The sequence below is a fragment of the Streptomyces sp. NPDC051738 genome (genome assembly GCF_044453205.1).
Taxonomy (GTDB): domain Bacteria; phylum Actinomycetota; class Actinomycetes; order Streptomycetales; family Streptomycetaceae; genus Streptomyces.
The window spans coordinates 45113-69509 of record NZ_JBITCM010000020.1 but is presented as its reverse complement, the minus strand read 5'-3'; the positions used below and the strand labels follow the sequence as shown (position 1 = coordinate 69509).

At 68.8% G+C, this 24397-nt stretch carries 21 protein-coding genes; 17 read left to right on the top strand and 4 right to left on the bottom strand.

The features are described 5' to 3' along the window. The first annotated feature begins 644 nt into the window (after nucleotides 1-644). The 15 genes from ACIA8X_RS36035 to recQ all read left to right on the top strand — a co-directional run bounded on the left by ACIA8X_RS36035 (nucleotide 645) and on the right by recQ (nucleotide 18812). Nucleotides 645-1004, top strand: coding sequence for an NADH-quinone oxidoreductase subunit A (locus ACIA8X_RS36035; RefSeq protein WP_030950624.1), 360 nt, complete (start codon nucleotides 645-647; stop codon nucleotides 1002-1004). Between the two features lie 15 nt (nucleotides 1005-1019). Further along, a complete protein-coding gene (locus ACIA8X_RS36030; RefSeq protein ID WP_328424788.1) occupies nucleotides 1020-1574 on the top strand; it encodes an NADH-quinone oxidoreductase subunit B family protein in 555 nt (184 codons plus the stop codon). After that, nucleotides 1571-2332: an NADH-quinone oxidoreductase subunit C gene (locus ACIA8X_RS36025; protein WP_393458605.1), complete on the top strand. Its 762-nt coding sequence runs from the start codon at nucleotides 1571-1573 to the stop codon at nucleotides 2330-2332. The genes ACIA8X_RS36030 and ACIA8X_RS36025 overlap by 4 nt, the downstream gene beginning before the upstream one ends. Further along, complete coding sequence (locus ACIA8X_RS36020; protein ID WP_393458608.1) at nucleotides 2329-3651, top strand: NADH-quinone oxidoreductase subunit D; 1323 nt, start codon at nucleotides 2329-2331, stop codon at nucleotides 3649-3651. Before ACIA8X_RS36025 ends, ACIA8X_RS36020 begins: the two co-directional genes overlap by 4 nt. Beyond that, nucleotides 3648-4520 carry an NADH-quinone oxidoreductase subunit NuoE gene (gene nuoE, locus ACIA8X_RS36015; protein WP_393458611.1) on the top strand — a complete coding sequence of 291 codons (873 nt, stop codon included), beginning with the start codon at nucleotides 3648-3650 and terminating at the stop codon, nucleotides 4518-4520. The genes ACIA8X_RS36020 and nuoE overlap by 4 nt, the downstream gene beginning before the upstream one ends. Next, nucleotides 4520-5869 (top strand): NADH-quinone oxidoreductase subunit NuoF, encoded by a 1350-nt coding sequence (gene nuoF, locus ACIA8X_RS36010; RefSeq protein ID WP_093905357.1) that lies wholly within the window; start codon nucleotides 4520-4522, stop codon nucleotides 5867-5869. Before nuoE ends, nuoF begins: the two co-directional genes overlap by 1 nt. Next, nucleotides 5866-8370, top strand: coding sequence for an NADH-quinone oxidoreductase subunit G (locus tag ACIA8X_RS36005; protein WP_399460054.1), 2505 nt, complete (start codon nucleotides 5866-5868; stop codon nucleotides 8368-8370). Before nuoF ends, ACIA8X_RS36005 begins: the two co-directional genes overlap by 4 nt. Further along, complete coding sequence (gene nuoH, locus ACIA8X_RS36000; RefSeq protein ID WP_399460053.1) at nucleotides 8367-9731, top strand: NADH-quinone oxidoreductase subunit NuoH; 1365 nt, start codon at nucleotides 8367-8369, stop codon at nucleotides 9729-9731. The genes ACIA8X_RS36005 and nuoH overlap by 4 nt, the downstream gene beginning before the upstream one ends. After that, the gene (gene nuoI / locus ACIA8X_RS35995; RefSeq protein WP_399460052.1) at nucleotides 9724-10335 is read left to right on the top strand and encodes an NADH-quinone oxidoreductase subunit NuoI; all 612 of its coding nucleotides are present in this window, start codon (nucleotides 9724-9726) and stop codon (nucleotides 10333-10335) included. The genes nuoH and nuoI overlap by 8 nt, the downstream gene beginning before the upstream one ends. Next, nucleotides 10332-11174 carry an NADH-quinone oxidoreductase subunit J gene (locus tag ACIA8X_RS35990; RefSeq protein WP_393458623.1) on the top strand — a complete coding sequence of 281 codons (843 nt, stop codon included), beginning with the start codon at nucleotides 10332-10334 and terminating at the stop codon, nucleotides 11172-11174. Before nuoI ends, ACIA8X_RS35990 begins: the two co-directional genes overlap by 4 nt. Continuing rightward, nucleotides 11171-11470 (top strand): NADH-quinone oxidoreductase subunit NuoK, encoded by a 300-nt coding sequence (nuoK, locus tag ACIA8X_RS35985; RefSeq protein ID WP_003998919.1) that lies wholly within the window; start codon nucleotides 11171-11173, stop codon nucleotides 11468-11470. Before ACIA8X_RS35990 ends, nuoK begins: the two co-directional genes overlap by 4 nt. 15 nt (nucleotides 11471-11485) lie before the next feature. After that, a complete protein-coding gene (gene nuoL / locus ACIA8X_RS35980) occupies nucleotides 11486-13399 on the top strand; it encodes an NADH-quinone oxidoreductase subunit L (RefSeq protein WP_393458627.1) in 1914 nt (637 codons plus the stop codon). A 5-nt stretch (nucleotides 13400-13404) separates the two neighbouring features. After that, a complete protein-coding gene (locus tag ACIA8X_RS35975) occupies nucleotides 13405-14976 on the top strand; it encodes an NADH-quinone oxidoreductase subunit M (protein WP_393458630.1) in 1572 nt (523 codons plus the stop codon). Next, nucleotides 14973-16622, top strand: a complete 1650-nt coding sequence (nuoN, locus tag ACIA8X_RS35970; RefSeq protein ID WP_393458633.1) for an NADH-quinone oxidoreductase subunit NuoN — start codon at nucleotides 14973-14975, stop codon at nucleotides 16620-16622. Before ACIA8X_RS35975 ends, nuoN begins: the two co-directional genes overlap by 4 nt. A 159-nt stretch (nucleotides 16623-16781) precedes the next feature. Further along, a complete protein-coding gene (recQ, locus tag ACIA8X_RS35965) occupies nucleotides 16782-18812 on the top strand; it encodes a DNA helicase RecQ (protein WP_393458788.1) in 2031 nt (676 codons plus the stop codon). A gap of 252 nt (nucleotides 18813-19064) precedes the next feature. Here the strand turns inward: recQ and ACIA8X_RS35960 are convergent, their stop codons facing one another. From ACIA8X_RS35960 to fahA, 4 genes are all read right to left on the bottom strand, one after another. Beyond that, the gene (locus tag ACIA8X_RS35960) at nucleotides 19065-20003 is read right to left on the bottom strand and encodes a M56 family metallopeptidase (RefSeq protein WP_393458636.1); all 939 of its coding nucleotides are present in this window, start codon (nucleotides 20001-20003) and stop codon (nucleotides 19065-19067) included. 205 nt (nucleotides 20004-20208) lie between these two features. Continuing rightward, nucleotides 20209-20586 carry a GntR family transcriptional regulator gene (locus tag ACIA8X_RS35955; RefSeq protein WP_393458639.1) on the bottom strand — a complete coding sequence of 126 codons (378 nt, stop codon included), beginning with the start codon at nucleotides 20584-20586 and terminating at the stop codon, nucleotides 20209-20211. Then, nucleotides 20583-21380 carry a hypothetical protein gene (locus tag ACIA8X_RS35950; protein WP_393458641.1) on the bottom strand — a complete coding sequence of 266 codons (798 nt, stop codon included), beginning with the start codon at nucleotides 21378-21380 and terminating at the stop codon, nucleotides 20583-20585. The genes ACIA8X_RS35955 and ACIA8X_RS35950 overlap by 4 nt, the downstream gene beginning before the upstream one ends. Before the next feature lie 120 nt (nucleotides 21381-21500). Then, nucleotides 21501-22724, bottom strand: a complete 1224-nt coding sequence (fahA, locus tag ACIA8X_RS35945) for a fumarylacetoacetase (RefSeq protein ID WP_393458644.1) — start codon at nucleotides 22722-22724, stop codon at nucleotides 21501-21503. 205 nt (nucleotides 22725-22929) lie between these two features. On the opposite strand from fahA, the gene ACIA8X_RS35940 reads away from it, so the two are divergent. Continuing rightward, entirely contained in the window at nucleotides 22930-23391 is a 462-nt protein-coding gene (locus tag ACIA8X_RS35940; RefSeq protein ID WP_393458647.1) for a carboxymuconolactone decarboxylase family protein, read from the top strand. Nucleotides 23392-23559: 168 nt separating this feature from the next. After that, on the top strand, nucleotides 23560-24390 hold the full coding sequence (locus ACIA8X_RS35935; protein ID WP_393458650.1) for an HAD family hydrolase: 831 nt from the start codon (nucleotides 23560-23562) through the stop codon (nucleotides 24388-24390). Nucleotides 24391-24397: the final 7 nt, after the last annotated feature.

Sequence of the window (24397 nt, the reverse complement as noted above, 5' to 3'; positions counted from 1 at the left end):
TATTGACGCCGTAACGGACATTGCGGACGCTCCGCAACACGCCCGTGATCACGGCCTTTCATCATTAAGTCCGGATTGCCCAGCACCTACCACTTGTTGGGACCGGTGGCCAAGCCCGGTTCTCAGAGGTCTCTCATCGATGTGGTGGAGGTCACGCAACGATTACGAGGCTGTGCGCGTCCCGTGCCTGAATCCCGCCCGCGCCGCTCGTGAATGCGTGCACGCGTCCACATCCCGCTTCGAAGCTCCCTCCGAGGTGTGAACGCGCTCCTCTATCAAGGTGCCCCGTCCAGCACCAATTTGCATGCAAGAGAACTCTCTTGATATGGAGACGCACCCTGCGAGCTGCGCCGACGAGCGAAAATGTCACCTCTGGTGATCACTCGGACGCTTCTCGTATGAAGATCACCGCTCATCCGGCTTCATGATCCTTCGTCAGGTGGTGGAGATCACAAAGCTTGTGTAATACCCCGTGTCGCAGATCACAGAGCGGCGGGCATAGGATGCGAGGCAGTTGGGCTTGTGACCTGCTTCACATGTTCTCGATCTTCGCCGGGACGAGCGGGGCTCGTGGGACCGGTGGGGCGGCTGTGAGCCCAGTGCAACCGCCAGCAGTCAATGCCGACTGAGAGGAGCGAGGAGCGGTGAACGCGTATGCGCCCATCCTCGTACTGGGAGCCCTCGGGGCAGGCTTTGCGATCTTCTCCGTGGTCATGGCCACGCTGATCGGTCCGAAGCGATACAACCGGGCCAAGCTCGAAGCCTACGAGTGCGGTATCGAGCCGACCCCCACGCCGGCCGGCGGCGGGCGCTTCCCCATCAAGTACTACCTGACGGCGATGCTCTTCATCATTTTCGATATCGAGATCGTCTTCCTCTACCCCTGGGCCGTCACCTTCGACTCCCTGGGGATTTTCGGGCTCGTGGAGATGCTGCTCTTCGTGCTCACCGTCTTCGTCGCGTACGCGTACGTATGGCGGCGCGGCGGCCTGGAATGGGACTGAGGGGCCTTTAACGACATGGGACTCGAAGAAAAGCTGCCGAGCGGATTCCTGCTGACCACCGTCGAGCAGGCCGCGGGCTGGGTGCGCAAATCGTCCGTCTTCCCGGCCACCTTCGGCCTCGCCTGCTGTGCCATCGAGATGATGACCACCGGCGCCGGCCGCTACGACCTGGCGCGTTTCGGCATGGAGGTCTTCCGCGGATCCCCGCGCCAGGCCGACCTGATGATCGTCGCCGGCCGGGTCAGCCAGAAGATGGCGCCGGTGCTCCGGCAGGTCTACGACCAGATGCCGAACCCCAAGTGGGTGATCTCCATGGGGGTCTGCGCCTCCTCGGGCGGCATGTTCAACAACTACGCGATCGTGCAGGGCGTCGACCACATCGTCCCGGTCGACATCTATCTCCCGGGCTGCCCGCCACGGCCCGAGATGCTGTTGGACGCCATCCTCAAGCTGCACGAGAAGATCCAGACCTCCAAGCTCGGCGTGAACGCCGAGGAGGCTGCCCGGGAAGCGGAGGAAGCGGCGCTCAAGGCCCTGCCCACGATCGAGATGAAGGGGCTGCTGCGGTGAGCGACGCGAACGGCACCAACGGGGCGAACGGGTCGAACGGGGTCAACCCCGAGAAGGACCTCTCCGCCTCCAACCTCCCCGGCCAGCGCGGCCAGGGCGGCGAGGAGATCCGCGTCCAGCGCGGCATGTTCGGCGCCGACAACGGCGGCGACACCTCCGGTTACGGCGGCCTGGTCCGCTCGGTGCGGCTCCCTGGACCGGCGAGCCGCCCCTACGGCGGTTGGTTCGACGAGGTCGCCGACGAACTCGAGGGCGCGCTGGAGGAACAGGGCCTCCTGCCCGCAAACGCCATCGAGAAGACGGTCGTCGACCGCGGCGAGGTCACCTTCCACATCGAACGCGAGCACCTGCTGCGCGTCGCCCGCACCCTGCGCGACGACCCGGCCCTGCGCTTCGAACTGTGCACCGGCGTCAGCGGTGTCCACTACCCGAGCGACAAGGGCCGCGAGCTGCACGCGGTCTACCACCTGCGCTCGATCACCCACAACCGGCTGATCCGTCTCGAAGTCAGCGCCCCCGACGGCGACCCGCATGTCCCGTCGCTCGTCTCCGTGTATCCGACGAACGACTGGCACGAGCGCGAGACGTACGACTTCTTCGGCATCGTCTTCGACGGCCACCCGGCCCTGACGCGGATCATGATGCCGGACGACTGGCAGGGCCACCCGCAGCGCAAGGACTACTCCCTCGGCGGCATCCCCGTCGAGTACAAGGGCGCCCAGATCCCGGCTCCGGACCAGCGGAGGTCGTACTCGTGAGCACGCAGTCAGCATCCGCCCGTGAGACCACCGAGGGCACCGTATACACGGTCACCGGTGGCGACTGGGACGAGGTCGTCCAGGCCGCGGCCCGCGCCGACGACGAGCGCATCGTCCTCAACATGGGCCCCCAGCACCCCTCCACCCACGGGGTGCTCCGCCTGATCCTGGAGATCGACGGCGAGACGGTCACCGAGGCCCGCTGCGGCATCGGCTATCTCCACACCGGTATCGAGAAGAACCTCGAGTACCGGACCTGGACGCAGGGCACCACGTTCGTGACGCGCATGGACTACCTGACGTCCTTCTTCAATGAGACCGCCTACTGTCTCGCCGTCGAGAAGCTCCTCGGCATCGAGGACGAGATCACCGAGCGCGCCAAGATCATCCGGGTGCTCCTGATGGAGCTGAACCGGCTCTCCTCCCACCTGGTGTGCATCGCCACCGGCGGCATGGAACTCGGCGCCACCACGATCATGATCTACGGATTCCGTGATCGTGAAATGATTCTCGACATCTACGAGCTCATCACGGGCCTGCGCATGAACCACGCGTACATCAGGCCCGGCGGACTCGCCCAGGACCTGCCGCCCGGCGCGGTGGACCAGATCCGCGAGTTCGTGAAGAAGATGAAGAAGAACCTCCCGGAGTACGACAAGCTCGCCACCGGGAACCCCATCTTCAAGGCCCGCATGCAGGACATCGGCTATCTCGACCTGGCCGGCTGCATGGCCCTCGGCGCCACCGGCCCGATCCTGCGCTCCGCGGGCCTCCCGCACGACCTGCGCAAGACGCAGCCGTACTGCGACTACGAGACGTACGACTTCGAGATCCCGACCGCCGACACCTGTGACTCCTACGGGCGCTTCCTGATCCGCCTGGAGGAGATGCGCCAGTCGCTCGGGATCGTCGAGCAGTGCCTGGACCGGCTGCAGCCCGGCCCGGTCATGGTCGCCGACAAGAAGATCGCCTGGCCCGCCCAGCTCGCCCTGGGACCGGACGGGCTCGGCAACTCCCTCGACCACATCAAGAAGATCATGGGCACCTCCATGGAGGCCCTGATCCACCACTTCAAGCTGGTCACCGAGGGCTTCCGCGTCCCGCCGGGACAGGTGTACGCGGCCGTCGAGTCGCCCAAGGGCGAGCTCGGGGTGCATGCCGTCTCGGACGGCGGCACCCGCCCCTTCCGGGTCCACTTCCGGGACCCGTCCTTCACCAACCTGCAGGCCATGGCGGCGATGTGCGAGGGCGGCCAGGTCGCCGACGTCATCGTCGCCGTCGCGTCCATCGACCCCGTGATGGGAGGCGTCGACCGGTGACCACCTCTTCTTCTGAGCGGGGCGTCAGCCTGGGCATGCCCGAACTGCCCGCGCCCGGCTACCCGGACGACGTTCGAGAGCGCCTCGAGAGGGACGCGCGTGACGTCATCGCCCGCTACCCGGACTCCCGGTCCGCCCTCCTGCCGTTGCTGCACCTCGTGCAGGCGGAGGAGGGGCATGTGACGCGCACCGGGATGCAGTTCTGCGCGGACATGCTGCACCTGACCACGGCCGAGGTCACCGCGGTCGCCACCTTCTACACCATGTACCGGCGCAAGCCGAGCGGTGATTACCAGGTGGGCGTCTGCACCAACACCCTGTGCGCTGTGATGGGCGGTGACGCGATCTTCGAGGAGCTCCAGGAGCACCTGGCCGTCGGCAACGGTGAGACCACCGACGACGGCAAGGTCACCCTGGAGCACATCGAGTGCAACGCGGCCTGCGACTTCGCGCCGGTCGTGATGGTCAACTGGGAGTTCTTCGACAACCAGACCCCCTCCAGTGCCAAGCGCCTGGTCGACGACCTGCGCGAGGGCAGGCCCGTCGAGCCGACGCGCGGGGCCCGGCTGTGCACCTTCAAGGAGACCGCGCGGATTCTGGCCGGCTTCCCCGACGAGCGGCCCGGGGCCGTCGAGGAGAGCGGCAGTGCGGGACCGGCATCGCTGGTGGGCCTCCGCCTGGCCAGGGGAGAGACCGCACCCGCGCGCGTGGTCCATCCGCGGGAGGGCGGCCCCCACGAGGAGCCGCAGAACGGTGCGGTGCACGAGCCGTCGCCGACCGAACACCTCAGTTCGCATGACGCGCCGCAGGACACATCGGCATCCGACCCAGCCCACCCGGCAGGGCCTACCGCCGAGGAGGGGGAGTGATGACCTTGGCACCCGAGCTGAAAGACACCAGCCCCGAGAAGCTGCTCGCACCCGTGCTGTCGGCCTTCTGGGACGAGGACAGGTCCTGGACGCTGGACGTCTACCGAAGGCACGAGGGTTACGAGGGACTTCGCAAGGCGCTCGCCATGTCCCCGGACGACCTGATCGCGTACGTCAAGGACTCAGGTCTGCGCGGGCGCGGAGGCGCGGGATTCCCGACGGGAATGAAATGGCAGTTCATTCCTCAGGGTGATGGAAAACCGCACTATCTAGTTGTCAACGCCGACGAATCGGAGCCCGGAACCTGCAAGGACATTCCGCTCCTCTTCGCGAACCCGCATAGCCTCATCGAGGGCATTGTCATCGCGTGTTATGCCATCAGGTCTTCGCATGCCTTCATCTATCTGCGTGGTGAAGTCGTCCCTGTTCTGCGGCGGTTGCACGAGGCCGTGCGCGAGGCCTACGCGGCCGGCTACCTCGGCGAGAACATCCTGGGCAGTGGCCTCGACCTCGAACTCACCGTGCACGCGGGCGCGGGCGCGTACATCTGCGGTGAGGAGACCGCACTGCTCGACTCGCTCGAAGGCCGCCGTGGTCAACCGCGGCTTCGTCCTCCCTTCCCTGCGGTGGCAGGTCTCTATGCCTGCCCAACTGTTGTGAACAACGTCGAGTCGATCGCGTCGGTTCCCGCGATTCTGCATCGGGGCAAAGAGTGGTTCCGGTCGATGGGCAGCGAGAAGTCCCCGGGCTTCACGCTGTACTCGCTCAGCGGCCATGTCGCGAGCCCCGGCCAGTACGAGGCCCCGCTCGGCATCACGCTCCGCCAGCTCCTGGAGATGAGCGGCGGAATGCGCCCGGGTCACCGCCTCAAGTTCTGGACGCCGGGCGGCTCCTCGACGCCGATGTTCACCGACGAGCACCTCGACGTCCCCCTCGACTATGAGGGAGTGGGCGCCGCCGGTTCCATGCTCGGCACCAAGGCTCTCCAGTGCTTCGACGAGACGACCTGCGTCGTCCGTGCCGTCACCCGCTGGACCGAGTTCTACGCCCACGAGTCCTGCGGCAAGTGCACACCCTGCCGCGAAGGCACCTACTGGCTCGTGCAGTTGTTGCGCGACATCGAGGCCGGCAAGGGCGTGATGAGCGACCTCGACAAGCTGAACGACATCGCCGACAACATCAACGGCAAGTCCTTCTGCGCCCTCGGCGACGGTGCCGCCTCGCCGATCTTCTCCTCGCTGAAGTACTTCCGCGAGGAGTACGAGCAGCACATCACGGGCCGTGGCTGCCCCTTCGACCCGGCCAAGTCGACGGTCTGGGCCGACTCCCGCACGGAGGTGAACGCATGACCGTGACCACCAGCGCTCCCTCGGGAGGGGGAGAGGCGGCGGTCCCGCCGGAAGATCTCGTCTCGCTGACCATCGACGGCGTCGAGATCAGCGTGCCCAAGGGCACCCTGGTCATCCGGGCCGCCGAGCAGCTCGGCATCGAGATCCCCCGCTTCTGCGACCACCCCCTCCTCGACCCGGCCGGCGCCTGCCGCCAGTGCATCGTCGAGGTCGAGGGCCAGCGCAAGCCGATGGCGTCCTGCACGATCACGTGCACGGACGGCATGGTCGTGAAGACGCACCTCACCTCGCCGGTCGCCGAAAAGGCCCAGAAGGGTGTGATGGAGCTCCTGCTCATCAACCACCCGCTGGACTGCCCGGTCTGCGACAAGGGCGGTGAGTGCCCGCTGCAGAACCAGGCCATGTCGCACGGGCACTCCGAGTCCCGCTTCGAGGGACGCAAGCGGACGTACGAGAAGCCCGTCCCGATCTCCACGCAGGTGCTGCTCGACCGCGAGCGGTGCGTGCTGTGCGCCCGCTGCACCCGGTTCTCCAACCAGGTCGCGGGCGACCCGATGATCGAGCTGCTCGAACGGGGCGCGCTCCAGCAGGTCGGCACCGGTGAGGGTGACCCCTTCGAGTCGTACTTCTCCGGCAACACCATCCAGATCTGTCCGGTCGGCGCGCTCACCTCGGCGGCGTACCGGTTCCGCTCCCGCCCCTTCGACCTGGTCTCATCGCCGTCCGTCTGCGAGCACTGCTCCGGCGGCTGCGCCACCCGCACCGACCACCGGCGCGGCAAGGTCATGCGACGCCTCGCGGCCAACGACCCCGAGGTCAACGAGGAGTGGATCTGCGACAAGGGCCGGTTCGCGTTCCGGTACGCCCAGCAGCGCGACCGGCTCCAGACACCGCTCGTGCGCAACGCCGAGGGCGATCTCGAACCGGCCTCCTGGCCGGAGGCGCTGCAGATCGCGGCCCAGGGACTGCTCGCCTCACGCGGCCGGACCGGCGTCCTGACCGGCGGCCGGCTCACCGTCGAGGACGCCTACGCGTACAGCAAGTTCGCGCGCGTGGCGCTCGACACCAACGACATCGACTTCCGCGCGCGCGTGCACAGCGGCGAGGAGGCCGACTTCCTGGCGGCCCGGGTCGCGGGGCACGGCCGTGACCTCGACGGTACGGGCGTCTCGTACGCCTCCCTCGAGAAGGCACCGGCTGTCCTGCTGGCCGGGTTCGAGGCCGAGGAGGAAGCGCCCGGCATCTTCCTGCGGCTGCGCAAGGCATGGCGCAACCACGGACAGAAGGTCTTCTCGCTCGCCACGCACGCCACGCGCGGCCTGGAGAAGGCCGGTGGCACGCTCCTGCCGGCCGCCCCGGGCACCGAGACCGAGTGGCTGGACGCGCTCGCGAGCGGCGTAGGCCTGGAGGAGCCCGGTGCGCAGGCGGCCGAGGCGCTGCGCACCGAGGGTGCGGTGATCGTCGTCGGTGAGCGGCTGGCCGCTGTGGCGGGCGGGCTCACCGCCGCCGTACGGGCCGCGACCGCGACCGGCGCCGAGCTGGTGTGGATCCCGCGCCGGGCGGGGGAGCGCGGTGCCGTCGAGGCCGGTGCGCTGCCGTCGCTGCTGCCGGGCGGACGTCCGGCGACCGACCCACGCGCGCGTGAGGAGGTCGCCGCCGTCTGGGGGCTGGCCGACGTGCCGCTCCGCTACGGACGTGACACCGGCCAGATCGTCGAGGCCGCCGTGACGGGTGAACTCCAGGCTCTGCTGGTCGCGGGCGTCGAGGTCGCCGACCTGCCCGATCCGGCACGCGCGCGTGAGGCGCTCGGCGAGGTCGGCTTCGTGGTGTCCCTGGAGCTGCGACCCGGCGAGGTGACCGAGCTCGCCGATGTCGTACTTCCCGTCGCCGCGGTCGCCGAGAAGGCCGGCACCTTCCTCAACTGGGAGGGCCGGGTGCGGTTCTTCGAGGCCGCGCTCAAGCCCGACCAGATGACCCGCCGCCTCGCCCCGACCGACGCGCGCGTGCTGCAGATGCTGGCCGACGCCATGGACGTACACCTGGGTCTGCCCGATCTGCGCACCACGCGCGCGGAGATCGACCGGCTCGGCCCCTGGGACGGACCACGGGCCACCGAACCCCTGGAGACCGCCGCCCAACTGCCGCGACCGGCCGCCGGTGAGGCCGTCCTCGCCGGGCACCGGCTGCTGCTCGACCAGGGCCTCCTCCAGGAGGGCGACGAGGCACTCGCCGGTACCCGGCACGCCGCCCATGTGCGCCTGTCGGCCGCCACGGCCGCCGAGGCCGGGGTGAAGAGCGGCGACGCACTGGCCGTGACCGGCCCCTCCGGAGTAGTCGAACTCCCGCTGCAGATCACGGAGATGCCCGACCGGGTGGTGTGGGTCCCGCTCAACTCCACCGGTGGCGGCGTCGCCTCCGACACCGGGGCGCTGCCCGGCGCACTCGTCCGCATCGGCCCGGCGACCCTCGCGACCGAGGCCCCCGAGGAGGTGGAGGCATGAGCCCTTTCCTCGCCGCTGAAGACCTCTCGATGTTCGGCCGCGACCCCTGGTGGCTGGTCGTCATCAAGGCGGTGTTCTGCTTCGCCTTCCTGATGGTGACCGTGCTGTTCTCCATCGTCTGGGAGCGCAAGGTCGTCGCGTGGATGCAGTTGCGCATCGGCCCCAACCGGCACGGCCCCTGGGGCATGCTCCAGTCGCTCGCCGACGGCATCAAGCTGATGCTCAAGGAAGACCTCATCGTCAAACGCGCGGACAAGGTGGTCTACGTCCTCGCACCGATCGTCGCGGCCATCCCGGCCTTCATGGCGATCGCGGTGATCCCCTTCGGCCCGGCCGGCAACGAGATCTCGATCTTCGGCCAGCGCACCACGATGCAGCTCACCGACCTGCCGATCGCGATGCTCTACATCCTCGCGGTCGCCTCGGTCGGCATCTACGGCATCGTGCTGGCGGGTTGGAGTTCTGGATCCACCTATCCGCTGCTCGGCGGTCTGCGCTCCTGTGCGCAGATGATCTCGTACGAGATCGCCATGGGCGCCGCCTTCGCCTCGGTGTTCCTCTACTCCGGGTCGATGTCGACCTCGGCGATCGTCGAGGCGCAGCAGGACCGCTGGTACATCGTCCTGCTGCCGGTCTCCTTCCTGATCTACATCGTGACGATGGTCGGCGAGACCAACCGCGCCCCCTTCGACATGCCGGAGTCCGAGGGCGACCTGGTCGGCGGCTTCAACACCGAGTACTCCTCGATCAAGTTCGCGATGTTCATGCTCGCCGAGTACGTGAACATGGTGACGGTCTCGGCCGTGTCGGTGACGCTCTTCCTGGGCGGCTGGCGGGCGCCGTATCCGGTCAGTGCCTTCTGGGAGGGCGCGAACCACGGCTGGTGGCCGCTGCTCTGGTTCGTGATCAAGGTCCAGCTGCTGCTGTTCTTCTTCATCTGGCTGCGCGGCACGCTGCCTCGCGTCCGCTACGACCAGCTGATGAAGCTCGGGTGGAAGGTCCTCATCCCGGTCTCCGTCGTCTGGCTGATGCTCGTCGCGACCGTGCGCACGCTCCGGAACGAGAACTACGACTTCGCCGACATCGCCCTCTACGTCGGTGGTGGAGTCCTTGCGCTCCTGCTCCTCTCCTTCGTCGTGGACATGTTCCGCGAGCGGACGAAGGCGGGCGCGCAACCTGTCGAGGAACCCGCCGCCTTCGACGCGATGGCGGGCGGATTCCCCGTACCGCCACTGCCCGGACAGGAGCTTCCACCGGTGCCGCGGCGCCGCTCGCGCCAGGAGCGGGAGCTGATTGTCAGTGGTGGACCCGATACTCAGAGTGACGGATCTCTGGATGGAAAGGAGGCGTCCGATGGCTGAGGAGCCCAAGGAGGCCGGGCATACGTCGCCTGGTTTCCAGAACCCCGTGGCCGGCTTCGGCGTGACCTTCAAGGCCATGTTCAAGAAGCGGCTGACCGAGCAGTACCCGGAGCAGCAGAAGACCACCGCTCCGCGCTTCCACGGACGGCACCAGCTCAACCGCCATCCGGACGGCCTGGAGAAGTGTGTCGGCTGCGAACTGTGCGCCTGGGCCTGCCCCGCCGACGCCATCTATGTGGAGGGCGCCGACAACACCGACGAGGAGCGCTACTCGCCGGGCGAGCGGTACGGCGCCGTGTACCAGATCAACTACGCCCGCTGCATCCTGTGCGGCCTGTGCATCGAGGCGTGCCCCACGCGCGCGTTGACGATGACCAACGAGTTCGAGCTCGCCGACTCCAGCCGCGCCAACCTCATCTACACCAAGGAGCAGCTGCTCGCCGGTCTTGAGGACGGCATGGTCGACAGCCCTCATGCCATCTACCCGGGAACGGATGAGCAGGACTACTACCGGGGTCTGGTGACGGAGGCCGCGCCCGGGACCGAGCGCCAAGTGGCCGTGTCCAAGGGAGAGAAGCCTGAGGATCAGGAGGTGGAAGCGTGAGCGCGCAGCTCGCCGCCTACTCCACCTCCACCGGAGAGGCCTTCCAGTTCTGGATCCTCGGCACCGTCGCCGTGCTCGGCGCCCTGGGCACCGTCTTCATGAAGAGGGCCGTGCACAGCGCGCTCTGCCTCGCCGGGACCATGATCATCCTGGCGGTGTTCTACCTCGCCAACGGCGCCTACTTCCTGGGCGTCGTGCAGATCATCGTCTACACCGGCGCGATCATGATGCTGTTCCTGTTCGTGGTGATGCTGGTCGGCGTCACGGCCGCGGACTCCCTGAAGGAGACCATCAAGGGCCAGCGCTGGCTGGCCCTTCTCTGCGGGCTCGGCTTCGGCATCCTGCTGACCGCCGGCATCGGCAACGCCACCCTGACGGAGTTCAACGGCCTCGCCCAGGCGAACGCGAACGGCAATGTGGAGGGCCTCGCGGCCCTCATCTTCACCAAGTACGTCTTCGCCTTCGAGATCACCGGCGCCCTGCTGATCACGGCCGCCATCGGCGCCATGGTGCTCACGCACCGCGAGCGCACCGAGCGCGCCAAGACCCAGCGCGAGCTGTCCGAGGAGCGTGTGCGCGAGGGCAAGCACGTCCCGCCGCTGCCGGCACCCGGCGTGTACGCCCGGCACAACGCCGTCGACATCGCCGGGCTGCTGCCCGACGGCACCCCGTCCGACCTCACGGTCAGCAAGACGCTGCGCGAGCGCGGCCAGATCCGAGACGTGTCCACCGAGGCGCTCAACGACCTGCGGGCGCTGGAGCAGCGCGCGGAGGAACGGCTGGAGCGGACCGCGATCGAGCCGTCGACCTTCAAGCGGTCCGAGGAGGCGTCGAAGTGAACCCGGTCAACTACCTCTACCTCGCCGCCCTGTTGTTCACGATCGGCGCCACCGGCGTGCTGATCAGGCGCAACGCGATCGTCGTCTTCATGTGCATCGAGCTCATGCTCAACGCCTGCAACCTCACGCTCGTCGCCTTCTCCCGGATGCACGGCAATCTCGACGGCCAGATCATCGCCTTCTTCACGATGGTCGTCGCCGCCGCCGAGGTCGTTGTCGGGCTCGCGATCATCGTGTCGCTGTTCCGTTCCCGCCACTCGGCCTCGGTCGACGACGCAAGCCTGATGAAGCTCTAAGGGGTCGGAAGAATCGTGGAGAACCTGATTGCGCTGCTGATCGCGGCGCCATTGCTCGGAGCGGCCCTACTGCTGTGCGGCGGCCGGCGTCTGGACGCCGTCGGCCACTGGATCGGCACGCTCCTGTCGTTCGTCTCCTTCGCCTTCGGTGTGGTCCTCTTCGCCGACCTGCTGGGCAAGGGCGCCGAAGACCGGACCCTGACGAGCCACCTGTACAGCTGGATCCCGGTCGAGGGCTTCCAGGCGGACGTCGCCTTCCGCCTGGACCAGCTGTCGATCACGTTCGTGCTGCTGATCACCGGCGTCGGCTCGCTGATCCACCTGTACTCGGTCGGGTACATGGAGCACGACGAGCGGCGCCGCCGCTTCTTCGGCTATCTGAACCTGTTCCTCGCGGCGATGCTGCTGCTCGTCCTCGCCGACAACTACCTGCTGCTGTACGTCGGCTGGGAGGGCGTCGGTCTCGCCTCCTACCTGCTGATCGGCTTCTGGCAGCACAAGCCCAGCGCCGCCACCGCCGCGAAGAAGGCCTTCCTGGTCAACCGCGTCGGCGACATGGGCCTGTCGATCGCGATCATGCTGATGTTCCTGTGGTTCGGCACGTTCGCCTTCGGGCCGGTGCTCGGCACCGGTGAGGAGGCCGGGCTCGTCGCCGACACGAGCGAGGGCAGGCTCACCGCCATCGGCCTGATGCTGCTGCTCGCCGCGTGTGGCAAGTCCGCCCAGGTGCCGCTGCAGTCCTGGCTCGGGGACGCGATGGAGGGCCCGACCCCGGTCTCGGCCCTCATCCACGCCGCGACGATGGTGACCGCGGGCGTCTACCTGATCGTCCGCTCCGGAGCGATCTTCAACGCGGCGCCGGAAGCCCAGCTGGTCGTCACCATCGTCGGTGCCGTCACGCTCCTCTTCGGTGCGATCGTCGGTTGCGCGAAAGACGACATCAAGAAGGCGCTGGCCGGCTCGACCATGTCGCAGATCGGCTACATGGTCCTCGCCGCGGGCCTCGGCCCCATCGGCTACGTCTTCGCGATCATGCACCTGGTGACGCACGGCTTCTTCAAGGCCGGGCTGTTCCTCGGCGCCGGTTCGGTCATGCACGGCATGAACGACGAGGTCGACATGCGCAAGTACGGCGGCCTGCGCAAGTACATGCCGGTCACCTTCGTCACCTTCGGCCTCGGCTACCTCGCGATCATCGGCTTCCCAGGTCTGTCCGGCTTCTTCTCCAAGGACAAGATCATCGAAGCGGCGTTCGCCAAGGGCGGCACCGAGGGCTGGATCCTCGGCGGCTGCGCACTGCTGGGCGCGGCCATCACGGCGTACTACATGACGCGCGTGATGCTGATGACGTTCTTCGGCGAGAAGCGCTGGCAGCCGGACGAGAAGGGCAACGAGCCGCACCCGCACGAGTCGCCCAAGGTCATGACGATCCCCATGATCGTGCTGGCCGTCGGGTCGGTGGCCGCCGGTGGGTTCTTCAGCATCGGCGAGCGCTTCGTGCACTGGCTGGAGCCCATCACCGGTTTCGAGCACGGCCACCCGCCGATCAGCGCGGGCGTGGTCACCGGCGCGACCGTCGCGTGCATGGTCATCGGTGTCGCCGCCGCCTACGGCCAGTACGGCCGCCGCCCGGTCCCGGTCGTCGCCCCGCGCGGGTCGCTGCTCACCCGGGCCGCCCGGCGCGACCTGCTCCAGGACGACTTCAACCACGTCGTTCTCGTACGAGGCGGCGAGCACCTCACGCGCTCCCTGGTGTACGTCGACCACACCCTGGTCGACGGCGTCGTCAACGGCACGGCGGCCTCCATGGGCGGCCTGTCCGGACGGATGCGCAAGCTCCAGAACGGCTTCGCGCGGTCGTACGCGGTCTCGATGTTCGGCGGTGCGGCGATCCTCATCGCCGCGACCCTGCTGATGAGGGCGGTCTGATACCGATGTCCTTTCCTCTGCTGACAGCCACGGCGGTGCTCCCGGCGATCGGGGCGATCGCCACGGCCGCCGTACCGGCCGCGCAGCGCACCGTCGCCAAATGGCTGGCGCTGCTCGTCTCGCTCGCCACGCTCGCCCTCGCGATCACGATCCTGGTCCGCTTCGACCCGGACGGCGACCGCTACCAACTCACCGAATCCCACGCCTGGATCGCGGACTTCGGAGTCCGGTACGAACTGGGCGTGGACGGCATCGCGGTGGCGCTGATCGCGCTGACGGCGCTGCTGATCCCGTTCATCATTCTCGCGGGCTGGCACGACGCCGACCCGCTGGAGACCGGCAGCTCGCGCTGGCGGCCGACGCAGGGCTTCTTCGCCCTGATCCTGGCCGTCGAGGCGATGGTGATCATCTCCTTCGAGGCCACCGACGTCTTCCTCTTCTACATCTTCTTCGAAGCCATGCTCATCCCGATGTACTTCCTCATCGGCGGCTTCGGGGACCGTGCCCACGAGCACGGCGAGAAGACGGCGGCCACCCAACGGTCGTACGCGGCTGTGAAGTTCCTGCTCTACAACCTGGTCGGCGGTCTGATCATGCTGGCCGCGGTGATCGGCCTGTATGTGGTCGCCGGGAACTTCAGCCTTCAGGAGATCGCCGAGGCCAGGGCCAACGGCACGCTCGACATGGCGACGAACACCGAACGCTGGCTGTTCCTCGGCTTCTTCTTCGCCTTCGCGGTGAAGGCCCCACTGTGGCCGCTGCACACCTGGCTGCCCAACGCGATGGGGGAGGCCACCGCTCCGGTCGCCGTCCTCATCACCGCGGTCGTCGACAAAGTCGGCACCTTCGCGATGCTCCGCTTCTGCCTCCAGTTGTTCCCGGAGGCCAGCAAGTGGGCGACGCCCGCCATCCTCGTCCTGGCGCTGATCAGCATCATCTACGGTGCGCTGCTCGCGGTCGGGCAGCGGGACATCAAGCGGCTGGTGGCGTACGCGTCGATCTCGCACTTCGGCTTCATCATCATGGGCATCTTCGCGATGACCAGCCAGGGCCAGTCCGGCGCGACGCTGTACATGGTCAACCACGGCATCTCGACGGCTGCGTTGATGCTGGTGGCCGGCTTCCTGATCTCCCGGCGCGGATCGCGGCTCATCGCCGACTACGGCGGAGTGCAGAAGGTCGCGCCCGTGCTCGCCGGCACCTTCCTGATCGGCAGTCTGGCGACCCTGTCGCTGCCGGGCCTGGCGCCTTTCGTGAGTGAGTTCCTGGTCCTGGTCGGCACGTTCACGCGCTACCCGGTGATCGGCATCATCGCCACCTTCGGCATCGTGCTCGCCGCGCTCTACACCCTCGTCCTCTACCAGCGGACGATGACGGGCCCGGTGAAGCCGGAGGTCTCGGCGATGCCCGACCTCAGGGTGCGCGAGCTCGTGGTCGTCGCCCCGCTGGTCGTACTGCTGATCTTCCTGGGCGTCTACCCGAAGCCCGTCACGGACATCGTCAACCCGGCGGTCAAGCAGACCATGTCCGACGTACAGAAGAAGGACCCCCAGCCCGAGGTGGAGGCGGCCAAGTGAGCGCATCAGCCGTCCACAGCCTGTGGACAACCGCGGCCGACCCGATCTCGAAGATCGACGCGCCGAGGATCGAGTACGGACAGCTCTCGCCCACGTTGATCGTCGTCGGTGCGGCGATCGTAGGCGTGCTGATCGAGGCGGTCGTCCCGCGCAAGTCCCGTTACTACGCGCAGGTGTTCGTCTCCGTCGTGGCACTTGTAGCAGCCTTCGCGGCGGTCGTCGCGCTGGCGGCCGGCGGGTACGCCACGACCAAGGCGGGCATCGCCGCGATGGGCGCGATCGCCGTCGACGGACCGGCCCTGTTCCTGCAGGGGACCATCCTGCTGTCGGGCCTGGTCGGCCTGTTCACCTTCGCCGAGAGGCGACTCGACCCGGCGGCGCACGGCAACCGGGTCGACTCCTTCGCCGCGCAGGCGGCGTCCGTGCCGGGCAGCGACAGCGAGAAGGCCGCCGTGAAGGCCGGGTTCACCACCACCGAGGTGTTCCCGCTGCTGATGTTCGCCGTCGCGGGCATGCTGATCTTCCCGGCGGCCAACGACCTGCTGACACTGTTCATCGCCCTGGAAGTCTTCTCGCTCCCGCTGTACCTCATGTGCGCGCTGGCCCGCCGCAAGCGGCTCATGTCGCAGGAGGCCGCGGTCAAGTACTTCCTGCTGGGTGCCTTCGCCTCCGCGTTCACGCTGTTCGGCATCGCGCTGCTCTACGGCTACGCGGGCTCCGTGTCGTACGCGACGATCGCGCAGGTCGTCGACGGCACGGTGCCGGAGGTCAGCCCGGCACTCGCGGACACGATGGGCAACGACGCGCTGCTGCTCGTCGGCGCCGCGATGATCGTCATGGGGCTGCTGTTCAAGGTGGGCGCGGTGCCGTTCCACATGTGGACGCCCGACGTCTACCAGGGTGCGCCGACGCCGGTCACCGGGTTCATGGCGGCGGCGACGAAGGTGGCCGCGTTCGGCGCGCTGCTCCGCATTCTGTACGTCGTCCTGCCCGGCCTGCGCTGGGACTGGCGGCCGGTCATGTGGGGCGTGGCGATCGTCACCATGCTGGGCGGTGCGATCGTCGCGATCACGCAGACCGACATCAAGCGGCTGCTGGCGTACTCATCGATCGCACACGCCGGGTTCATCCTCGCGGGTGTCATCGCGGCCACGCCGTCCGGGGTGTCGTCCGTCCTCTTCTACCTGGGCGCGTACTCCTTTGTGACGATCGGCGCGTTCGCCGTGGTGACGCTGGTGCGTGACGCGGGTGGTGAGGCGACGCACCTGTCCAAGTGGGCCGGTCTCGGACGCCGTTCGCCGCTCGTGGCGGCCGTGTTCGCGGTGTTCCTGCTGGCCTTCGCCGGCATCCCGCTGACCTCCGGCTTCGCCGGGAAGTTCGCCGTGTTCAAGGCGGCGGCGGAGGGCGGGGCGGGCCCGCTGGTCGTGGTCGGTGTGATCTCGTCCGCGATCGCGGCGTTCTTCTACATCCGCGTCATCGTGCTGATGTTCTTCAGCGAGCCGAACCCGGAGGGGCCGACGGTCGCCGTTCCGTCGCCGCTGACGATGACCGCGATCGGAGTCGGCGTGGCGGTCACGCTGGTGCTGGGCGTGGCCCCGCAGTACTTCCTGGATCTGGCCGGGCAGGCGGGAGTGTTCGTGCGCTGACGCGCCGCCCGCATGAGCGGTGGCGGCCCGGCTTCCCTCCGAGGGGTGCCGGGCCGCTGTGCTGCGGTGGGCGCGAGCCTGTGGATAACTCCGGGGCTGTCGGTGCGGGCCCCTATCGTGGATGCAGTGGTCGAGGGACGACGTACGGGGGACATGGCGATGGGTGTGACGGGTGGGATCAGGGAGATGCCAAGGGTGACCGAGGCGCCAGAGGCGGCCGGGACGGGTGGGGCGGGCAGGAGCGAGGCGCTGGCCGCGCTGCACCGGGTCTTCGGGTACGAGGCCTTCCGGGGCGAGCAGGAAGCCGTCATCGAGCATGTGGTGGACGGCGGGGATGCCGTCGTGCTCATGCCGACCGGCGGTGGGAAGTCGCTGTGCTACCAGATCCCGTCGCTGGTCAGACCGGGTACGGGCGTCGTCGTCTCGCCGCTCATCGCGCTGATGCAGGACCAGGTGGACGCGCTGCGGGCGCTCGGCGTGCGCGCCGGGTTCATCAACTCCACCCTGGACTTCGACGAGCGGCGGGTGGTGGAGGCAGAGTTCCTGGCGGGTGAGCTGGACCTGCTCTACCTCGCGCCGGAGCGGCTGCGGCTCGACTCGACGCTGGACCTGCTGTCGCGCGGCAAGATCGCCGTCTTCGCGATCGACGAGGCGCACTGTGTGTCCCAGTGGGGCCACGACTTCCGTCCCGACTATCTGGCGCTCTCGCTGCTCGGCGAGCGCTGGCCGGACGTCCCGCGGATCGCGCTCACGGCGACGGCCACGCACGCGACGCACCAGGAGATCACCGAGCGGCTGGGCATGCCGACGGCCCGGCACTTCGTGGCAAGCTTCGACCGGCCCAACATCCAGTACCGGATCGTGCCCAAGGCGGACCCGAAGAAGCAGCTGCTGAGCTTCCTGCGCGAGGAGCACACGGGTGACGCGGGCATCGTCTACTGCCTGTCCCGCAAGTCCGTGGAGGCGACGGCCGAGTTCCTGAGCCGCAACGGCATCGAGGCGGTGCCGTACCACGCGGGCCTGGACGGGGGCACACGCGCGGCGCACCAGTCCCGGTTCCTGCGGGAGGAGGGACTGGTCGTGGTGGCGACCATCGCCTTCGGAATGGGCATCGACAAGCCGGACGTCCGCTTCGTCGCCCACCTCGACCTGCCCAAGTCGGTCGAGGGCTACTACCAGGAGACGGGCCGCGCCGGACGGGACGGACTGCCCTCCACGGCCTGGATGGCCTATGGCCTCAACGACGTCATACAGCAGCGCAAGCTGATCCAGTCGGGCGAGGGCGACGAGGCGTTCCGGCGCCGGGCCGCCGCGCACCTGGACGCGATGCTGGCGCTGTGCGAGACGGCCCAGTGCCGGCGCGGTCAGCTGCTCGCCTACTTCGGCCAGGACCCGGACCGGATGGGCTGCGGCAACTGCGACACCTGCCTCACCCCGCCGGAGACCTGGGACGGCACGATCGCGGCACAGAAGGTGCTGTCGACGGTGGTGCGGCTGCAGCGGGAGCGAGGGCAGAAGTTCGGCGCCGTGCAGATCGTCGACATCCTGCTGGGTAAGCGCACGGGCAAGGTGATCCAGTTCGACCACGACCAGTTGTCCGTGTTCGGCATCGGCGAGGAGCTGAGCGAGGGCGAATGGCGCGGTGTCGTCCGGCAGTTGCTGGCGCAGGGGCTGCTCGCGGTCGAGGGGGAGTACGGCACCCTCGTGCTGACGGAGGCCAGCGGGACCGTGCTGCGGCGGGAGCGGGATGTGCCGCTGCGCAAGGAGCCGAAGAAGCCGGCGGCCTCGCGGTCGGCGTCGGGGTCGGGTTCCGCGGGCTCCGGGCGGGGGGAGCGCAAGGCGAAGGCCGCGGTGGCCGAGCTTTCGGAGGAACTGGCGCCGGCCTTCGAGGCGCTGCGTGCCTGGCGTGGCGAGCAGGCTCGGGAGCAGGGAGTACCGGCGTATGTGATCTTCCATGACGCGACGTTGCGGGAGATCGTCACGGTGTGGCCGGCGTCCGTGCGGGAGCTCGGGAGCGTCAGCGGAGTGGGGGAGAAGAAGCTGGCGACGTATGGGGAGGGGGTGCTGGAGGTGTTGCGTTCGGTGCGTGGGGAGCCCGGCGCGGGGGCGGCGGACGAGGCGGATCCGGGTGCGGATCCCGGGGCGGACGACTGGCCCGAGATGGATGCGGAGCCGGAGGACTGGGAGTAGAGGGCCGGGGACTGGGCCTGAGGGTTGGGAGCGGGGGAGGGACTGACGTGTGCCCGGCGTTGACGTGGGCCGGGGTGGGGCGGGCAGCCCGGCGCTGGTGGGGTGCCGCGTAGCTGTCCCAGCGTGCCCGTCTACGCCCCTACGGCTGCTCGCTGACTCCGCGGCATCGGCGGCCCCAGTTCGGCCGGACTGATCAAGCAGCTGGCCCGAGATGACCGGCTACGCCGGCACCCCCTGCCTCGGATTCGGGCGTCAGCCGAGCGCTGTCAGCCCCGGCGCGAACGTGATCAGGAGGGGGAGCAGCGGCACCAGCGCTGCCAGTGCCGTGGTGAGGGCCCGGTGGCGGCGGCCCAGGCGGGGTGGGGGCTGGAGGAGGCGGTTGACGCGTTCGCCAAGGAGGCGGTTGGTGGAGGAGCAGGAGAGAACGCCCCGGTGCTGGTTGAGCTCGATCAGGGCCAGGGCCGTCGTGAGGTGACCGCAGCGACGGGACGCGGTGTCGTCGGCGGAGAGTTCGACCAGGCGGTGGGTCTGGTCGCAGAAGTGGGCGAACAACGGGATGCGGGGGAAGCCGGTGGCAAGCGCGGTGGAGAGGTGCAGCAGCCAGTCGTGGCGGGCTTGGGCGTGGCCACGCTCATGGGTGAGGACCGCGTCGAGCTGGTGGTCGGTGAGGCGGTGCAGGGCCCCCGTGGTGACGATCAGCTGGGGAGGGCTGCCGGGCATCCACCAGGCGTCCGGGTACTCGTCCTCCAGCACCAGGAGCGGGCCGCGCGCCGAACCCAGGCCGGCGGGCAGGTCGGGGGCGCGTTCGCGCAGGTGGGCCCTGGCCTGGCCGCGTCGCCGGCGCGCCTCGACGAGCTCGCGGGCCAGCATCGCGGTCGTCCATGCCGCACCGCAGGCCAGCAGCACGCTGAGTACGGCAGCCCAGGTGGGCGCGGCCGAGAGGTCGTACGCCTCGGTCACCGACGGCGGCGCCGGAGCGAAGAGCTGGGCACGCACCGTGCCGAAGACGGCCGCGGTGCCCAGGGCCAGGGCCGTCAGGCAGCTCAGCAGGACGGTGGCGACCAGGCACTGCCATACCCAGAGCGCGACCACGGGTTCCCGTTCGGGCCAGTTCGCCCGGGTCAGCGCTCGCGGGACGGGTACGGCGGCCGTCAGGGCGACGATGCTCAACAGGAGCAGGCAGACGGTCATGCCAAGGGCTCCGGATCCTGGTCAGGGAAGGTGCGAGGGCGGCTGTGCGGGGCGGTGGGCGAGGAACACACCACCGCCAGCCAGTATGACGGTGACGGTCGCCGGAGTCAGCGGTGAAGAGTCGCCGAACTCGCCAACCTTCGCGGCCTTCGGGTACCGCCACTACCTCATACGCGCGTAGCGGCTCCCGGATCGCCGTCACCCCCTACCCCCGTAGCGCCTCCCGGATCGCCGCCTCCACCTCTGTGTCGTCCGCTCCCAGCGCACGTGCTTCCGCTGCGAACCGTCGTGCCAGTGCAGCCAGTTCAGCCCGATCCGGGCGGTGGGCGCCTGTGGGGAGCGGGGCGACGCGGGTGCCCGCACCTCGCCGGGTGCGGATCAGGGATGCTGCTTCCAGTTCGCGGTACGCCCGTGCCACTGTTCCCGTGGCCAGCCCCAGGTCTGCGGCCAACTGCCGTACCGTCGGAAGGCGTTCGCCCTCGGCGAGACGGCCGGTGGAGATCAGGGCGGCGAGCTGGGCACGGATCTGTTCGTACGGCGGGACCGGGCTGGTCGTGTCGACGCGCAGGGCCGCCCCGCTCACTGCTGGCCGACCCCGCGGGTGTGGTGCCGACGGCCCTTCCACGCCGTCGCCCGAGGCGAGATGATCGTGAACAGGCACCACGGTGCCGTGATCAGGGCGAGCAGCCCCAGCGGCCACACCGTCCAGTTCCCCACGGCTCCGGCCACGCCGTCGCACGTCGTGCTCATCAGTGCGCCCGACACCGTCGAGGCCGCGCCGAACAGGGAGGACGAGACCACCAACCCCCACGCCGCGACGATCGCCAACGCCCGGTCGCGGCGGGACTGTTCGTCGCCGGGGCGGGTCGAGATGCGCCGCAGGGACCAGCCGCAAGCGGCTGTGGAGAGGGTGAGGGAAGCCAGGGTGGGAAGGCCGTAGTAGAGGCCGGGCCAAGGCGTGTACGACTGAGTCACGCCCCCGCACGCCACCGTGAGAGCGCGCCCCGCACGGCCCAGGTCGTCCGGCGACGCCACCGCGGCTGCCGTCGTCAGCAGGACGACCAGTGCGGCTGCGAGGCAGAGCAGCAGGAGGGTCATGCGAGGCGGGACGTAGTCCCGGACCCGGCGTGGGGTGAGGCCGGCCGTGCGTACGGCGCCCCGGCGCGGCGCGGTCAGCGCGTCGCCGAGAAGTACGCCGGCGACCGCGCACAGGCCGAAGGCCAGGATCGCGTAGAGGGTGCCCTCTCCGTTGTTCAGGGGCGACAGCCAGAGGGCGGCCGACACCCCGACGGCCAGGCCTGTCCAGCGGGCATAGCGGTCGACGGGTGCGCGGGACGCGGGCGCCGACGTGGATGGGCGCGAACCGACTTCGAGCATGAGAGACACAGACCCCCGTGGAGATGGTTCGTACGCGGATTTGGCACGCACGTACGCAGACTTGTACTCACCGCTTGTATCAAGTGGTGAGTACAAGATGCGGCCTCTCCGAGGTTTGTGTCAAACGCTTGCTACAACTTGCCCGGTGACCTCACCCAGTCCCACGCGAACCCCGCCCGGCCCCGGAGCCCAGGCGGACAGTGTCACCACGTCGCCGTCCTCCAGGAACGTCCGCTTGCCGTCGGGGAGTTCAAGAGCGTCCCGGCCGTTCCAGGTCAGCTCCAGCAGTGACCCGCGTTCGGCTTCCGTCGGGCCGCTCACCGTGCCGGAGCCGTACAGGTCGCCGGTGCGCAACGAGGCGCCGTTCACGGTCATATGGGCCAGTTGCTGGGCCGCCGTCCAGTACATGGTGGAGAAAGGAGGCTCGGAGACGACGTGGCCGTTGATGGCCACCGAGATGCGCAGGTCGTAGCCGCCGGGTTCCGCTGAGGGGTCGGAATCGTCCAGGTATGGCAGCAGGGGGTCCGTCCGCTCGGGGGGTGCCACCCGGGCCTCCTCCAGCGCGTCGAGCGGGGTGATCCACGCCGACACCGAGGTGGCGAAGGACTTGCCGAGGAACGGGCCGAGGGGGACGTACTCCCAGGCCTGGATGTCGCGTGCCGACCAGTCGTTGAGCAGGCACAGGCCGAAGACGTGTTCGCGGAAGTCGCCCAGTGCCACCGGACGGCCCATCTCCGACGGGACGCCGACCACGAAGCCGACCTCGGCCTCGATGTCGAGGCGGACCGACGGGCCGAAGAGCGGCGCCGGATCGGTGGGGGCCTTGCGCTGGCCGGAGGGCCGTACGACATACGTGTCGGAGACCACGACCGTGCCCGAGCGGCCGTGGTAACCGATCGGCAGGTGCTTCCAGTTGGGGGTCAGGGAGTCCGCGGCGTCCGGGCGGAAGATCTGGCCGACGTTCCGGGCGTGGTTCTCGGAGGCGTAGAAGTCGACGTAGTCAGCGACCTCGAAGGGGAGGTGCAGGGTCACCGACGACAGCGGATGGAGGAGGTCCGCGATGGCCTCCTGGTGCGCCGGCACCGTCACCCACGCCGTCAGGGCGCGCCGCACGTCCGACCAGGTGGTGCGGCCGGCGGCGAGCAGCGGGTTCAGGGTGTCCTGCGCGAGCAGCGGGGCGTACGGCGAGCCGAGCGTGTAGGCCGCCTTGCCCGCGTCGAGGACGTGGTCGCCGAGCCGGACGCCGATCCTGCGCGCGGAGTCCGAGCCGGGGAGGGAGAAGACGCCGTACGGAAGGTTGTGCGTGCCGAAGGGGTCGCCCTCGGGGAGATCGAAGGGGGGCATGGGGTGCTGCCTCACTCTCATCCGCTCCGTATGCCATTGCCATGTGTTCGGGCCACACGTTACGTGTGAGTCGCGTGTCTTGGGCAGTGCGGAGATCGCGTCGCCGAGCCGGCGAATCACCAGGTCGCCGCAGTGCGGTCACACCTGGCTTCTCCGCTTCGTCAGTGCAGTGAGGACGGAATCACTCACCCAGGAGGCGAGAACCATGCAGGCACGGATGACCAACCCCGCGTACGTCCTGTCCGGCGGGATGAAGGGGATCGGTACTCTCTTCCAGGCGATCGGGGAGGGTGGCCTGTCGCAGGAGCTGGCCGAGATCGTCGGGCTGCGCGCCAGCCAGATCAACGGGTGCGGCGCCTGTGTGCACGGTCACACGACCAATCTGCGCAAGGCGGGGGTGAGCGACGATCGGATCGACTCGGTCTCCGCCTGGCGCGAGGCGCCCTGGTTCACCGACGCCGAGCGGGCCGCGCTGCAGCTGACCGAGGCGATGACGAGGCTCGCGGACCGTTCGCACGAGTCGGTGCCGGACGCGTTGTGGGACGAAGTGGCCGACCACTTCGACGAGAAGGAACTGTCGGCGCTGATCCTCACCGTCGCCGTCACCAACATGTTCAACCGAATCAACACCACCATCAAGGAGCCCGCAGGCACCACGTGGGGGTGAAATCGCCACAAGCGGAGGGAAGTTGCCACCCGGAAGCGGAACGGGGGAAAGGACCGGAGACAGAAGCGGAACCAGAGCCGCAACCGGAACAGGTGTCAACACATGTGAACACAGCAGCCGTCCGGTTCGCGTCGAGTCGACGGGGCCTCCTGTCCGTATTCTCTGATCATGGCCGCACCTATCGCATATTCACTCATCGCCACTGACCTGGACGGGACGCTGCTCCGAGGCGACGACACGCTCTCGGACCGGTCCATCGACGCGCTCGCGCTGGTGGCGGCGGCCGGTGCACAGCACCTCGTCGTGACAGGGCGGCCGGCGCCCAGAGTGCGGCCGCTCCTCGACGCCCTGGGCAGCACGGGGCTCGCGGTGTGCGGACAGGGCGCGCAGTTGTACGACGCCGGCGCGGACCGTCTGCTGTGGTCCGTCACCCTGGACCGGGAGTTGGCGGAGACCGCGCTCGGCAAGATCGAGGCCGAGGTGGGGCAGGTGTACGCCGCCGTCGACCAGGACGGCGTCGACGGCCTCACGCTCATCGAGCCCGGGTATCTGATGCCCCACCCCACCCTGCCCGCCGTACGCGTCCAGCATCGCGACGACCTGTGGTGCGAGCCGATCAGCAAGGTGCTGCTGCGCCATCCCAGCCTCTCGGACGACGAGTTGGCGGCGACGGCGCGCTCGGTGGTCGGCTCCCTCGCTACGGTCACCATGTCGGGGCCCGGGACCGTCGAACTCCAGCCATGCGGCATCACCAAGGCGACCGGTCTCGCGCTCGCGGCCGAGCATCTCGGCCTCGGCGCGCACGAGACCATCGCCTTCGGGGACATGCCCAACGACATCCCCATGTTCGACTGGGCCGCGCGCGGGGTCGCCATGGCCAACGCGCACCCCGAACTCAAGGCGGTCGCCGACGAGATCACCCTGTCGAACGAGGACGACGGCATCGCCGTCGTCCTCGAGCGACTGTTCGTGGGCAGCCTGGCCGATTTCGCCCAGTAAGCCCAGG